Below are 13,408 nucleotides of genomic sequence, written 5' to 3'. Positions count from 1 at the left end.
CGGGCGGGGCTCAGGCCGCCATGCGGTGGGCGAGGGCGCCCAGGTAGCGGTGGACGCCGGCGTCCTCGCCGGTCAGGTAGTGGGAGACGGCCCGGTCCAGCGGCCTGCGGACCTCGCCGCGCTCGGTGACGGTCAGCGAGCAGCCGGCCCCGGCCGGGGTGAGCCGGTACGTCCAGGTGCCGCCGTAGGGCAGGTCGGGGTCGGCGATGCCGGTGACCAGGCGGTGCGGGGCCTCGCTGGCGACCACCTCGTAGGTGGTGTGCCCGTGCCGGTCGTACTCGCGCCAGCGCGGGCGGCCGCCGGCCCCGGCGGGCAGCCGTTCGACGTGGGTGAGGCCCGGGCGCCAGGCCGGGTAGAGGTCGATGTCGGTGAGCACGTCCCAGACCGCGCCGGGCGGCTGGGCGAGCTCCAGCCCGCCTTCGGTCACGTGCTCCACCGGCAGCCGGCGTCCGGCGCGGTCCGCCGCCAGCAGCGCGGCCCCGAGCAGCGCCGCCGCGGCCGTACCCGCGCCGATCCACAGCCATCGGTTCATCGGTCGGCCCCTTCCGCCCGGCCCCGTCCACCATCATCGCGCCGCCGGTGCCCGGGCGGCACTCCTGTGCGCTCCGTCGCCGGCCGGGCACCCTGTGCCGCCGTCCCCGGGCGAGCTGACGGGGAGTCAGCCGTCACGGTGCGGATATCCGCTGGATCGCGGCGGCCCGCTCCCCCAGACTGTCCCGGTGCCCGGCCGCCATGCGCATCAAAGCCCGTAGGCTGGGCAGGTAGGGACCATGGGGCGAGCTGTTCCATGGGAGACGAGAGGTTCGACAGGCGGGAGCCGGCCCGTCGGTGCCCCGGCTGGCCAGCCGGGGCGGTGCCGGTCCGACCGCCGACCGGAGGGAGACGCTGGGTGATCGAGCTGGAAGATGTTCCCGAGTTGATCGACCCGGTGATGGTCTGCGCCTTCGAGGGGTGGAACGACGCGGGTGACGCCGCCTCCGCGGCTCTGGCACATCTGGACGACACCTGGGGCGGCAAGGTGTTCGCCGCCCTGGACGCGGAGGACTACTACGACTTCCAGGTCAACCGGCCGACGATCTGGCTGGACGGCGGCGTCCGCCGGATCACCTGGCCGACCACCAGGCTCTCGGTGGTCCGGGTGACCGAGCCGGTGACCAGGGACGTGGTGCTGGTGCGCGGCATCGAGCCGAGCATGCGCTGGCGCTCGTTCTGCAACGAGCTGCTCGGCTTCGCGCACGAGCTGGGCGTCGAGCTGGTGGTGATCCTGGGCGCGCTGCTCGGCGACACCCCGCACAGCCGCCCGGTGCCGGTCAGCGGGGTCACCTCCGACCCGGAGCTGGCCCGCCGGCTGGATCTGGAGGAGAGCCGCTACGAGGGCCCGACCGGGATCGTCGGGGTGCTGCAGGAGGCCTGCACCCACGCCGGGGTGCCGGCCGTGACGCTGTGGGCCGCGGTGCCGCACTACGTCGCGCAGCCGCCCAATCCCAAGGCCACGCTGGCGCTGCTGAACAAGCTGGAGGACCTGCTGGACCTGCGCATCCCGCCGGGCGAGCTCGGCGAGGACGCCCGGGCCTGGCAGCTCGGCGTGGACCAGCTGGCCGCCGAGGACAGCGAGGTGGCCGAGTACGTCCAGCAGCTGGAGGAGGCGCAGGACACCGCCGAGCTGCCGGAAGCCTCCGGGGACGCGATCGCGCGCGAGTTCGAGCGCTATCTGCGCCGCCGGGAGAACGTCGGCCCGACCGGCGAGAAGCCGGTGTCCGGGCACGCGACGGCCGAGCGGCCCGCCGAGCCGGAGTCGCCGGGCACCACCCGGGAGAGCCAGGAGGGCGCCGAGGACGAGTAGTCCTCCCCCGCCGACGCCGAAGGGGCGTCAGGACTTCGGTCCTGACGCCCCTTCGGCGTGGTTGCGGGCGGGCCGGACTACAGCGCGACGCCGAGCAGGGCGTCCACCGTCCGGGTCACCAGGCCGGGCGCGCCGGTGTCGGTGCCGCCCTCGTTCTCCTGCTGGGCGGCCCAGCGGTCGACGGCGGCCAGCGCGGCGGGCGCGTCCAGGTCGTTCGCCAGCGCCGCCCGGACCTCGGCGAGCAGCTGCTCGGCCGCCGGGCCGTCCGGCCGGGAGACCGCGGCCCGCCAGCGGGCGAGGCGCTCGACGGCCTCGTCCAGGACGGACTTGGTCCACTCCCAGTCCTCGCGGTAGTGGTGCGAGAGCAGGGCCAGGCGGATCGCCGCCGGGTCGACCCCGTCGCGGCGCAGGGCCGAGACGAAGACCAGGTTGCCGCGGGACTTGGACATCTTCTTGCCGTCCAGGCCGACCATGCCCGCGTGGACGTACGCCTTGGCGTACGGGTGGGAGCCGGTGGCGACCTGGGCGTGCGAGGCGCCCATCTCGTGGTGCGGGAAGGACAGGTCGCTGCCACCGCCCTGGACGTCGAAGGTCATGCCCAGGTACCGCAGCGCGATGGCCACGCACTCGATGTGCCAGCCGGGGCGGCCGTGGCCGAGCTCGGTGTCCCAGGCGGGCTCGCCCGGGCGGGCGGCCAGCCAGAGCAGGGCGTCCAGCGGGTTGCGCTTGCCGGGGCGGTCCGGGTCGCCGCCGCGCTCGGCGAAGACCGGGCGCATGGCCTCACGGGTGAGGCCGGAGACCTGGCCGAAGTTCGGGTCGGCGTCGACCGAGAAGTAGATGTCCTCGTCCACCTTGTAGGCGGCGCCGGAGGCCAGCAGCTTCTGGACGATCGGGACGATCCACGGGATGGACTCGACCGCGCCGACGTAGTGGGCCGGCGGGAGCAGCCGCAGGGCGGTCATGTCCTCGCGGAACAGGGCCGTCTCGCGTTCCGCCAGGGCCACCCAGTCCTGGCCGGTCTGGACCGCGCGCTGCAGCAGCGGGTCGTCCACGTCGGTCACGTTCTGGATGTAGAGGACGTCGTGACCGGCGTCCTTCCAGACCCGCTGGACCAGGTCGAAGGCGTTGTACGTGGCGGCGTGGCCCATGTGGGTCGCGTCGTAGGGGGTGATGCCGCAGACGTAGATCCGGGCGGTGCCGTCCTGCGGCACGACCTCGCGGATCTTGCCCGCTGCGGTGTCGAAGATGTGGAGGGGGAGCCCCTGACCAGGCAGGGCGGGAACCTCGGAGGCGGGCCAGGCATGCATGGGATCGACTTTAACCTTGAGAACATTTGAAAGCCTAACCAGTCAACAAGATCGACTGATTTCTGATCCTGTCGTTGCCTGAGTGCTTTCCGACTGATAGTGAGCGTTCGGGCCCGGGTGAGCGGGCCGGTCGGACAGGGGTGAGCGCCCGGTCGACCCTGCCGCCGACCGGGCGCCCGGCTCCCCCGGGGAAGCGGCCGGAGCCGCTACGACCGCTGCCAGAGGGCCGGTACGTTCGGCGGCTCCCAGCCCACCATGGCGGTGTGCGCCTGGAGGCAGACGTAGGAGGCGCCGGAGTAGGTGACGCGGTCGCCCGCGCTGTACGACCGGCCCGGGGTCCAACTGCCGCTCGGGGGCGTGGTGGGCCCGCCGGTCGGTCCACCGGTCGGGGTGGCGGTGGCCGTCGGGCTCGGGGTGCCCGGGCTCTGCGGCACGTCCAGCACGAAGTCGTAGGTGGCCGTCTCGCCGGACCCGTTCTGCTGGACGTTCATCAGCAGCCGGGCGTCGTAGATGGTGTCGGTGCTGTTGCGCGGCTCGCCCGGGAAGTAGAGCTGGGTGGTCAGGACCGGGCGGCCGGGGGCCTGGAGCTTGACGTGCAGGTGCCGGGTGCGGCCCGGGTAGAGGCCGGGGACGATGGTGTCCAGCTTGTACGCGCCGTTGGCGTCGGTGAACTGGTGGCCGCGGAAGGTGTAGCCGACGTTGTCGTAGTTGCCGCCGTCGTCGGCCTGCCAGAAGTCCAGCAGGACACCGGAGACGGGCCGGCAGGCTCGGCCGAAGACGTAGCCGCTGACGGTCAGCCGGGTGCCCGGGCCGTCACTCACCATCGAGCTGCGCAGCGGGGAGTTGGGCTTGAAGTAGGGGCCCTCGATCTGCTCGACGGTCGGGTCGTCGCCGTCGTGGCACTCGGGGGTCAGTCCTGGGGTTCGGCCGGTGCCGACCTGCTCCCGGGCCAGTGCGACCCCGCCGCCGACCAGCAGCGGTGCGGCCCCGAGCGCGGCGGCGGCCTTCAGGACGGTCTTGCGGCTGATCATGCCGTCGGACGGGGGCATGCGCCGTCTCCTTCCGGTGGGTTCCTCCTGGGGGTGGGGGTCGGCCCTTGCCATGGTGGGGGCATGACAAGGGCCGAACCGGCCGCCGTCCGCGCGCTGGATCGACCGCCGGTGGCCAGCAGTAAATCTACGGACCGTCCGGTGCGACGGCGATGGACATGATCCGGGGATCGTGGTGATTTCCGTCGACCCGGGACCGGAACTCCCCCGGGGTCATCCCGGTCTCCCGCCGGAAGAAGCGGCAGAAGTACGCCGGGTCGGCGAAACCCGCCTCCTTCGCCACCTGGCGGATCGTCAGATCCGTGCAGGCGAGCAGCCGTTTGGCCTCCAGGGTCTGCTGCCGGCGGATCAGTCCGCCCGGGGTACGGCCGGTGGCCTGCTTGACCAGGGTCTGCAGGTGCCCCGGGGAGACGCCGAGTTCCTGGGCGGTGGAGGCCACCGAGCGCCGCACCCCGCCCGGCTCGGCGATCAACCGGGTGAAGGCGGCGGCCAGTTCGGCCGGACGGGTGGGCACCGCGGGCCGGTCGTCCGGGGCGCAGGCGCGCAGCGCCCGGACGATCAGGATGTGCAGACTGGCCCGCAGCACGCCCTGGTAGCCGGGCGCCCGCGTCCGGTACTCCTGCTCCATGTCGGCGAGCAACCGGGCGACCGCGCCGGCGTGTTCGCCGAGCCCGATCCCGGGGCGGGTGGCCAGGGCGCGCAGCGCGGCCAGGTCCTGGGGGTGGCTCAGCAGGAAGTCCTCGTTGAACAGGACGACCCGGCCGGCCAGCTCCTCGGTGTCCGCCCAGTAGTGCACCTGGCCGGGCGCGATCACGCACAACTGCGGTGGCGCCAGCGGCTGGTGGACCAGGTCCAGGACATGGGCGCCACGGCCTCCGGTGACCAGGACGATCTCGTGGAACGAGTGGCGGTGGGGGAAGTTGGCGCGGGAGAGCGCGCCGATCGCGTCGAAACTGCCGATGGCGAAGGGCAGCAGCTGGGGCAGCGGGACCTGCAGGCGGTGCAACGGCAGGTCCGGCGCGGTCCGGGGGGTGGGGGTGGTCCGTGGCACGTCCATCGGAGCAGTGTGCGACCTGTTCCGGCAACAGGTCCAGACCACCGATCGGTAACCGTGCCGCGGCCCGGGCCCGGACGACCGCACCCCGTCGGACGGGCCCCGAGGACGGGCCCTAAACGGGCGGCCAGGGGATCGCCGGCCAGTCCGCGGAGGGCAGCGGGTGCCGGCCCGAGCCGCGCAGTGCGGCCACCCGGGCGCGGGTGGCGTCCAGTTCGGCGCCGGTCAGGTGCGGGGCGAGGCGCTCGGCCAGTTCCCCGTCCAGTTCCCGGGCCAGCCGGGACAGCACCTCCAGCGCCTCGGCGGGCAGCGGGTCCCCCGCCCAGCCCCAGAGCAGGGTGCGCAGCTTGCCCTCGGTGTTGAAGGTGACGCCGTGGTCGATGCCGTACACCCGGCCGTCCGCGGCGGGGATCAGGTGGCCGCCCTTGCGGTCGGCGTTGTTGAGCACCGCGTCCAGCACCGCGAGCCGGCGCAGCCGCCGGTCGTCGTGGTGCACCAGCAGCGCGGTGCGGCCGTCCTCGATCTCGGCCCGGACGATCGGCAGCCAGCCCGCCTCCGGGCCGTCCGGGTCCTGCAGCGCCAGCAGCGGCTCGGCCTGCGGGTCCGGCTCGACCCACAGCTGCACCATGCCGGGCCCGTGCGGGCCCTCGCGCAGCACGGTGGGCGGGATCAGCTCCCAGCCGGTCGCCGCGGACAGCTCGTACGCGGCGACCTCGCGACCGGCCAGGGTGCCGTCCGGGAAGTCCCAGAGCGGGCGCTCGCCGGCCACCGGCTTGTAGACGGCCTGCGCGCTCAGCGAGCCGTGCTCGACGGTGCAGTACAGCGCGGCGTTGGAGGCCTCGGTGAGGCGGCCGTGCACCGTCAGCTCGCCCTGGCGCAGCAGCGCGAGGGCGGTCGGCACGTCGGCGGCGAGGGCGGCGGCCACCGCCGGGTCGGCCTGCGGCGGGGTCTCGGTGTTCAGCGCCGGTAGCCGTTCGCGCGCGGGCACAGGTGGCCCTCCGGGTCCAGCGGCAGGTTGCAGAACGGGCAGGGCTTGCGGCCGGCCGCGACCAGGTCCAGCGCGCGCTTGGCGAACACCCGGGCCATCGCGCCGGTCAGCCGCACCCGCAGCATGTCCGGGCCGTTCTCGTCGTCCTGGAAGACCGCCTCCTCGGCGTCCTCCTCCTCGTCCTCCACCAGCGCCTGCGCCTCGACCACCAGGCAGGCGTCCACGCTGTCCCAGGCCAGGGCCATCGTGCCGACCCGGAACTCCTGCTCCAGCGGGAGGTCCAGCGGGGCGGTGTCGAGCAGGTCCCTGGGCGCGGTGGCCGGGATCGAGGCGTCGCCGCCGCTGCGCCGCAGCGCCTCGTCCAGGACCTCCTCGATCCGCTCGGCGAGGGCGGCGACCTGGTTCTTCTCCAGCAGCACGCTGGTGATCCGGCCCCGGGCGCTGGCCTGCAGGTAGAACGCCCGGGCGCCGGGCTGGCCGACGGTGCCGGCCACGAACCGTTCGGGCTGGTCGTAGAAGAAGACCTGACGGGGCACGCTCTAGCTCCGGATCGTGTCGGTCGGCGCGGTTCCGCCGTGCGGGACCGCGGGGTTGTCCAACGGGGGCGGGTGGTTCAACGGTCGGGTGGTCGAACTACGGGGCACTCAGAACTACGGGCACTCATCAGTCACCCTACGACCTCCGGGGCCCGGCCGGGGAGCCGAGCCGGAGGCCGCCGGGCGGGGTGGCACCCGCGGGCCCGGGCCGTGCCGCGCAGCTCAGGCCGTTCCGCCGACCACCGCGTCGCCGGCCGGGGTGACCGGGTCGGCGGAGGGCTTGGGCGCCAGCGAGGAGAGGTCGCCGGTGTCGCCCATCCTGAGGACGAAGGGCCGCTGTGGGGTGTAGCGGATCGCGGTGACCGAGCAGGGCTCGACGCTGATCCGCTGGAAGTGGTCCAGATGCAGGCCGAGCGCGTCGGCCACCACCGCCTTGATCACGTCCCCGTGCGAGCAGGCGACCCAGACCGCGTCCTCGCCGTGCTCGGCGGCGATCTTGGCGTTCCACTCGCGGACCGCGGAGACCGTGCGGTGGCTCAGCTCGCGCAGCGACTCACCGCCGGGGAAGGCCGCGGCGGCGGCGTGGTCCTGCACCGTGCGCCAGAGCGGCTCCTTGGCCAGTTCGGCCAGCGGACGGCCGGTCCACTCACCGTAGTGGCACTCCCCCAGCCGTTCGTCCTCGGCCGGCGGGCCCAGCTCCGGGCGGACGGCGAGCAGCGGCTCCATGGTCTGCCGGCAGCGCTCCAGCGGGCTGCTGACGGCCTGTACCAGTGGGATCGCGGCCAGCCGGCCGGCCAGCGCGGCGGCCTGGGCGCGCCCGGTGTCGTCCAGGTCCACGCCGGGGGTCCAACCGGCCAGGGTCCCGGCGGTGTTCGCGGTCGAGCGGCCGTGGCGGACGAGCAGCAGGGTGGGCATGGGGCTCAGCCTACGGCCTCCGGGCGCGGCGGTGGGGCCCGGTTCCCGGTCGAACCGCCGCCGCGAGCACTGCCCGGTCCGTTGCCGCGGCCCGGGTCCTCGCACAGGCTCCCGCATCGTCCGGCGTTCCCGGGGAACAATGGCCCGCATGATCGTCCACTGCGCCGCGTACCAGGACGGCCGCCGGCTCGGGGCCTCCGAGGATCCGACCGACGCGCTCACCGCCGCCCGCGAGGCCGGGCCGGGGGCCTTCGTCTGGATAGGCCTCTTCGAGCCCACCACCGAGGAACTCGACCGGGTCGGCAAGGAGTTCGCGCTGCACCCGCTGGCCGTCGAGGACGCCGTCAGCGCCCACCAGCGCCCCAAGGTCGAGGCCTACCAGGGCTCGCTGTTCGTCGCCCTCAAGACCCTCGGCCACCACGCCGAGACCCACGCCGTCACCAGCGGCGAGGTGATGGTCTTCCTCGGCCCGGACTTCGTGATGACCGTCCGGCACGGCGCGGACAGCCCGCTCAGCGGCCTGCGGGCCCGGCTGGAACAGGAGCCCGAACTGCTGCGGTACGGGCCCAGCTCGGTGCTGCACTCGGTCTGCGACACCGTGGTGGACGGCTACGTGGCGGTGGCCGCCGCGCTGCAGGGCGAACTGGACGAGCTGGAGGCGGACGTCTTCGCCCCCGGCCGGGTCGACCGCGACGCCGCCGGGCGGATCTACGGCTGCAAGCGCCAGGTGATGACCGTCCGGCGCGCCGCCTCCCCGCTGCTGGAGCCGATGCTGCGGCTGGAGCGCGGCGCCCCGTTCGTCCGCCCGGAGACCGCCCCCTACCTGCGGGACGTCGCCGACCACCTGGCCCGGGTGAACGACCAGGTGGACGGCATGGACCGGCTGCTGTCCGACATCCTCGGCGCCAACCTGGCGCAGGTGAGCGTGCAGCAGAACAACGACATGCGGAAGATCTCCGCCTGGGCGGCGCTGGCCGCCGTACCGACCATGATCGCCGGCGTGTACGGGATGAACTTCGACGTCATGCCCGAGCTGCACGAACCCTGGGGGTACCCGGCGGTGCTGTCGCTGATGGCGGTGGTCTGCGTGGTGCTGCACCGGGTGTTCAAGCGGCACGACTGGCTGTAGTGCCGCCCGCTCCTCATGCGGTCGTCACGACGCGAGCCCGGCCCGCTCCAGCGCCTCGACGCCGGTGCGCAGCGCCTGGATCCGCTCGTCCAGGGTGAAGCCGGCCGGGGCCAGGGTGAGCGTGGTGACGCCCGCGTCGGCGTAGGCCTGCATCCGGTCGGCGATCCGGGCGGTGTCGCCGATCAGCGAGGTGGCGTCGATCAGGTCGTGCGGGACGGCGGCGGCGGCGCCCGCGTAGTCCTTGGCCAGGTACTTCTCCTGGATCTCGTCGGCGGCCTGCTCGTAGCCCATCCGCCGGGCGAGCTGGTTGTAGAAGTTCTTCTCCTTGCTGCCCATGCCGCCGATGTAGAGCGCGGCGTAGGAGCGCTGGGAGTCGACGCCCGCCTTGATGTCCTCGCCGACGGCGATGGTGACGGTCGGGCAGAGGTCGAAGCCGTCCAGGGACTTGCCGGCCTTGGCGCGCCCGGCCCTGAGCGGGTCGAGGGAGAGCGCGGCGTGCTCGGGGGCGAAGAAGATGCCGAGCCAGCCGTCGGCGATCTCGCCGGTCTGCTCCAGGTTCTTCGGGCCGATCGCGGCGATGTACAGCGGGATGTGCTCGCGCACCGGGTGGACGGTCAGCTTGATCGGCTTGCCCGGGCCGCCGGGCAGCGGCAGGGTCCAGTGCGCGCCCTCGTGCACCAGGCGCTCGCGGGACATCGCCTTGCGGATGATCTCCACGTACTCGCGGGTGCGGGCGAGCGGCTTGTCGAACTTCACCCCGTACCAGCCCTCGGAGACCTGCGGGCCGGAGACGCCGAGGCCGAGCCGGAAGCGGCCGCCGGAGAGGGTGTCCAGGGTCGCGGCGGTCATCGCGGTCATCGCCGGGGTGCGGGCCGGGATCTGGAAGATGGCCGAACCGACGTCGATCCGCTCGGTCCTGGCCGCGACGAAGCTCAGCACGGTGGCGGCGTCCGAGCCGTACGCCTCGGCGGCCCAGCAGACCGAGTAGCCGAGCCGGTCCGCCTCCTGGGCCACCGCGATGTTGTCGGCATCCATGCCGAGTCCCCAGTAGCCGAGGTTGATGCCGAGTCGCATGTGCCGAACCTTCCAGTCGGGTGGGCTTGGTGGTCGAGCGTAACGGTGTCCGCACGGCTCGGGCTACTGACGGGTAGCAGTGGTCCGGGTCACAGCGCCGCCGTTGATCGTTCTGCGGGTCTGCGCCCCTGTCCGGGTACCGGCCGCTACGCTCAGCCGACGTGGGGAGTGCTCTCCCCACCTGCGCGTTTACTGGGCTACCGGCGCCACCGGTGCCACCCGGCCAGTGGAGGGCCCGTCCGATGGAAAAGCGTCACCTCGGCCGTACCGGCCTGCAGGTCTCCCGCCTCGGTCTCGGCACCATGACCTGGGGCCGCGACACCGACGAGCACGAAGCCGCCGAGCAGCTCAAGGAGTTCGTCGACGCCGGCGGCAACCTGGTCGACACCGCCGACGTGTACGCCGACGGCGGCGCCGAGTACCTGATCTCCCGCCTCACCGACAACCTGATCCCCCGCTCCGAACTCGTCATCGCCACCAAGGCGGGCAGCGTCCCCGAGTCCGCCCGCCGCTTCGACGGCTCGCGCGGCCACCTGCTGGCCGCCCTGGACGCCTCGCTGCGCCGGCTCGGCACCGACTACGTCGACCTGTGGCAGGTGCACGCGTTCGACCCGATGACCCCGGTCGAGGAGACCCTCAGCGCCCTCGACATCGCCGTCTCCTCCGGCCGCGCCCGCTACGCCGCGGTCTGCGACTTCAGCGGCTGGCAGCTCGCCAAGGCCGCCACCTGGCAGCACGCCCACCACGACCGGATGCCGCTGGCCGGGGCGCAGTTGGAGTACTCGCTGCTCCAGCGCGGCATCGAGCGCGAGGCGCTGCCCGCCGCGCTGGACGCCGGGGTCGGCATCCTGGCGGGCTCGCCGCTCGGGCGCGGGGTGCTCACCGGCAAGTACCGGCACGGCGTCCCGCAGGACTCGCGCGGCGCCTCGGCCTACCTGTCCGGGTTCGTCCAGCCCTACCTCGGGGAGCGCTCCCGGCGGATCGTGGACGCCGTCGCCACCGCCGCCGACGGGCTGGCCAGCAGCCCGCTCGCGGTCGCGCTGGCCTGGGTCCGGGACCGGCCCGGGGTGGCCAGCGCACTGGTCGGGGCGCGCACGGTGGCACAGCTGCAGGCGGCGCTGTCAGTGGAGGCGCTTACGCTTCCGGATGAGATCCGCGGCGCGCTGGACGACATCTCGTCCCCGGTGCACCGCTACCCGGACCAGGGGTGGACGGAGCTGTAGCCCCGGGCCGGTCGTTGAGCAGAACGTGCAGTGGAGTGACCTTTGGAGCGGACGACGATGAGTGACACGGGGAACGGCGCTCCGGAGGTGACCACCGGGGCCCAGCTGACCGCGGAGGAGAAGGCGGCGAAGTTCGCGGAGCTGGCGCAGCGGATCCGCGGCATGCAGCCGGAGGACGCCGCGGCGAGTGCCGCGCGGGCGGGGGCCGCACGGGCGCAGGCCTCGATGGCGGAGACTCCGGAGGCCGAGACGGCGGAGCCGGCCGAGCAGGCCGAGCAGACCGAACAGACCGAACACGCCGCTCCGGCTCCTGCTCCGGCGGCTCCGGCTGCCCCTGCCGCTCCGGCGGCTCCGGCTGCCCCTCCGGCTCCGGCTGCCCCTGCGGCTCCGGCCCCTCCGGCCCCGGTGGTGCCCGACCGGCGGCACGGCGACGCGCTCCGCGCCACCGCCGAGGTGCTGACGGCCGGTGGCGCCCCGGCCGAGCTGGCGGCCGCCGCCGTCGCGGAGTTCGGCGAGGACGCCGCCGGACGGCTGCGCGACGACCCGTGGGCGGTCCTCGGGCTGCCCGGCGTGCGCCCCGAACACGCGGACCGGTTCGCCCGCGGCCTGCTCGGGGCCTCGGTCGGGCCGGACGACCCCCGCCGGGCCCAGGCCCTGGTGGTCTGGCTGCTGGAGCAGGCGGCCCTGCGCGGGCACTCCGCCCAGGAGCTGTCCGAGGTGGCCGCCGGGCTCGAACGGCTCCGGATGCCCGAACCGGCCGCCGCGATCGAGGCGGCCGTCGCGGACGGGCGGGTGCTGCCCTTCCAGGAGGAGCTGGGCGGAGCCGAGGCGCACGCGGCCGGCGGCGACGAGGACGAGCCGCCGACGCGCACCCTGCTCGCGCTGGAGACGCTGGCGATGGCGGAGGACAGCCTCGCCGAGAAGCTGCTCCAGCTGATGGCCTCCTTCGTGCCGGGCGAGGACGCCGGGGTCGAGGAGACCGGGATCGAGGAGACCGGGGACGTCGAGGGCACCGAGGACCCGGAGGCGGATGGGTCCGCCGAGGCCGCGCCCGTCTCCCCCGGCCCCGCCGCCTGGGAGGCCGCCGCCGAGAGGGCGCCGTCCTCCTCCGCGACCGCCCTGATCCGGGCCGTCGCCGAGAGCGCCCTGGTGCTGCACACCGGCGGCGAGGCGGCCCGCGCCGAGCCGGCCGCGCTGCTGGCCGCCGCCACGGGGCTCGGGCTGCGCGCCTGGGCCGCCACCTGGACCGACCAGGGCAAGGAGTCCTTCGCCGCCCTCGGCGGGGCCGGGGCCCCGGTGGTGACCCTCGCCGAGCTGCTGTCCGGTACGGCCGGCCCCGGCCGCGCGGCCGACGGCACGCTCGCGCTGGATCTCCTGATCGTGCTGGACGCGCCGCTGCTGGACGTCGAGCTGGCCGCCACCGTGCTGGAGTCGCTCGCCGACGGCACCCGGCTGGTGCTCAGCGGGGACCCGGGCCAGCTCTGGTCGGCCGGCCCCGGCCGGTTCTTCGCCGACCTGCTGGCCGCCAAGGTCTGCCCGGCGGTCGCCTCCCGCACCCCGGACTTCGGCCCGATCGGCGAACTGGTCTCGGGGGTCGGCATCGGCGAGCTGCAGCCCGTCGAGGCGCCGGACAAGGAGGTGGTCATCCTGACCGCCAAGGACGGCGGCGAGGCCGTCCACCGCGCCGTCCAGCTGCTCACCGACTCCATCCCGCGCGCCCTCGGCATCCCCGCCGAGCAGGTGGTGCTGCTCACCCCCGGCCACGGCGGACCGGCGGGTACGCGTGCGCTGAACGCCGCCGCCAAGGCCCGGCTGAACCCCGGCCCCGGACGGTTCGGCGGCTTCGACCCGGGCGACCGGGTGGTGGAGTCCCCCGCGCCCGGGGTCGTCCGCCCGGCCCGGGTGCTGGACGGCGACGCCGCCGGGCTGCACCTGGAGTACCCCGACGGCTCCCACCGGACCGTCCCGCCCGCCGAGGCCGGCCGGCTGCGGCACGGCTGGGCGCTGACCGTCCACCAGGCGCTGGGCCGTCGCTGGCCCGCCGCGGTGGTCGTGGTGCCGGAGGACGCCGGGCCGGCGCTCTCCCGGCAGTGGGTCTACACCGCGTTCGGGCGCGGCGAGCGGCACCTGTCCGTGGTCCACGCGGCGGGCCCGGCGCTCGTCCAGGCCGTCGCCGAGCGCCCGGCGCAGCCGCGCACCACCCGGCTGCGGGCGCTCCTCGCGGAGAACGCGGTCGCCGCGGACTGAGGCGCGTCCCGCGGATCACGCGCGGAGGGCGGGCCCGGAGCTC

12 protein-coding genes are annotated in these 13,408 nt (G+C 74.5%); 4 read left to right on the top strand and 8 right to left on the bottom strand.

What is annotated here, in order from left to right:
- Positions 1-10: 10 nt before the first annotated feature.
- Positions 11-532 (bottom strand): SRPBCC family protein, encoded by a 522-nt coding sequence (locus ACZ6Z8_RS24690; protein WP_465612249.1) that lies wholly within the window; start codon positions 530-532, stop codon positions 11-13.
- Between the two features lie 357 nt (positions 533-889).
- Here ACZ6Z8_RS24690 and ACZ6Z8_RS24685 point away from each other — a divergent pair, with 357 nt between their 5' ends.
- Positions 890-1,843 (top strand): PAC2 family protein, encoded by a 954-nt coding sequence (locus ACZ6Z8_RS24685; RefSeq protein ID WP_402816281.1) that lies wholly within the window; start codon positions 890-892, stop codon positions 1,841-1,843.
- Positions 1,844-1,920: 77 nt separating this feature from the next.
- Here the strand turns inward: ACZ6Z8_RS24685 and mshC are convergent, their stop codons facing one another.
- From mshC to ACZ6Z8_RS24655, 6 genes are all read right to left on the bottom strand, one after another.
- A complete protein-coding gene (gene mshC / locus ACZ6Z8_RS24680) occupies positions 1,921-3,150 on the bottom strand; it encodes a cysteine--1-D-myo-inosityl 2-amino-2-deoxy-alpha-D-glucopyranoside ligase (protein ID WP_465612248.1) in 1,230 nt (409 codons plus the stop codon).
- Between the two features lie 206 nt (positions 3,151-3,356).
- Complete coding sequence (locus tag ACZ6Z8_RS24675) at positions 3,357-4,199, bottom strand: dioxygenase family protein (RefSeq protein WP_465612247.1); 843 nt, start codon at positions 4,197-4,199, stop codon at positions 3,357-3,359.
- A gap of 127 nt (positions 4,200-4,326) precedes the next feature.
- Complete coding sequence (locus ACZ6Z8_RS24670; protein ID WP_465612246.1) at positions 4,327-5,256, bottom strand: helix-turn-helix transcriptional regulator; 930 nt, start codon at positions 5,254-5,256, stop codon at positions 4,327-4,329.
- Between the two features lie 112 nt (positions 5,257-5,368).
- The gene (locus ACZ6Z8_RS24665) at positions 5,369-6,178 is read right to left on the bottom strand and encodes an SCO1664 family protein (protein ID WP_465612409.1); all 810 of its coding nucleotides are present in this window, start codon (positions 6,176-6,178) and stop codon (positions 5,369-5,371) included.
- Positions 6,179-6,210: 32 nt separating this feature from the next.
- Positions 6,211-6,777, bottom strand: a complete 567-nt coding sequence (locus tag ACZ6Z8_RS24660; protein WP_465612245.1) for a DUF3090 domain-containing protein — start codon at positions 6,775-6,777, stop codon at positions 6,211-6,213.
- Positions 6,778-6,999: 222 nt separating this feature from the next.
- Entirely contained in the window at positions 7,000-7,692 is a 693-nt protein-coding gene (locus ACZ6Z8_RS24655) for a histidine phosphatase family protein (RefSeq protein ID WP_465612244.1), read from the bottom strand.
- A 139-nt stretch (positions 7,693-7,831) separates the two neighbouring features.
- Here ACZ6Z8_RS24655 and ACZ6Z8_RS24650 point away from each other — a divergent pair, with 139 nt between their 5' ends.
- Positions 7,832-8,821 carry a magnesium and cobalt transport protein CorA gene (locus ACZ6Z8_RS24650; RefSeq protein ID WP_465612243.1) on the top strand — a complete coding sequence of 330 codons (990 nt, stop codon included), beginning with the start codon at positions 7,832-7,834 and terminating at the stop codon, positions 8,819-8,821.
- A 24-nt stretch (positions 8,822-8,845) separates the two neighbouring features.
- On the opposite strand, the gene ACZ6Z8_RS24645 is transcribed toward ACZ6Z8_RS24650, so the two are convergent.
- On the bottom strand, positions 8,846-9,895 hold the full coding sequence (locus ACZ6Z8_RS24645; RefSeq protein WP_402816274.1) for an LLM class F420-dependent oxidoreductase: 1,050 nt from the start codon (positions 9,893-9,895) through the stop codon (positions 8,846-8,848).
- A 242-nt stretch (positions 9,896-10,137) separates the two neighbouring features.
- Between ACZ6Z8_RS24645 and ACZ6Z8_RS24640 the strand changes: the two genes are divergently transcribed.
- Both ACZ6Z8_RS24640 and ACZ6Z8_RS24635 read left to right on the top strand, forming a co-directional pair.
- A complete protein-coding gene (locus ACZ6Z8_RS24640) occupies positions 10,138-11,118 on the top strand; it encodes an aldo/keto reductase (protein WP_465612242.1) in 981 nt (326 codons plus the stop codon).
- Positions 11,119-11,175: 57 nt separating this feature from the next.
- A complete protein-coding gene (locus tag ACZ6Z8_RS24635) occupies positions 11,176-13,365 on the top strand; it encodes a helix-hairpin-helix domain-containing protein (RefSeq protein ID WP_465612241.1) in 2,190 nt (729 codons plus the stop codon).
- The last annotated feature ends 43 nt before the right edge of the window (positions 13,366-13,408 follow it).

This window comes from Kitasatospora sp. NPDC101108 (genome assembly GCF_055584725.1).
The sequence above is the reverse complement of the archived record's forward strand: the minus strand, read 5'-3'. Positions and strand labels throughout refer to the sequence as shown.

Coding starts and splice junctions, on each gene's coding strand:
- ACZ6Z8_RS24670 (WP_465612246.1), bottom strand. CDS start 5,256: ATGGACGTGCCACGGACCACCCCCACCCCCCGGACCGCGCCGGACCTG.
- ACZ6Z8_RS24675 (WP_465612247.1), bottom strand. CDS start 4,199: ATGCCCCCGTCCGACGGCATGATCAGCCGCAAGACCGTCCTGAAGGCC.
- ACZ6Z8_RS24635 (WP_465612241.1), top strand. CDS start 11,176: ATGAGTGACACGGGGAACGGCGCTCCGGAGGTGACCACCGGGGCCCAG.
- ACZ6Z8_RS24640 (WP_465612242.1), top strand. CDS start 10,138: ATGGAAAAGCGTCACCTCGGCCGTACCGGCCTGCAGGTCTCCCGCCTC.
- ACZ6Z8_RS24690 (WP_465612249.1), bottom strand. CDS start 532: ATGAACCGATGGCTGTGGATCGGCGCGGGTACGGCCGCGGCGGCGCTG.
- ACZ6Z8_RS24645 (WP_402816274.1), bottom strand. CDS start 9,895: ATGCGACTCGGCATCAACCTCGGCTACTGGGGACTCGGCATGGATGCC.
- mshC (WP_465612248.1), bottom strand. CDS start 3,150: ATGCATGCCTGGCCCGCCTCCGAGGTTCCCGCCCTGCCTGGTCAGGGG.
- ACZ6Z8_RS24650 (WP_465612243.1), top strand. CDS start 7,832: ATGGCCCGCATGATCGTCCACTGCGCCGCGTACCAGGACGGCCGCCGG.
- ACZ6Z8_RS24655 (WP_465612244.1), bottom strand. CDS start 7,692: ATGCCCACCCTGCTGCTCGTCCGCCACGGCCGCTCGACCGCGAACACC.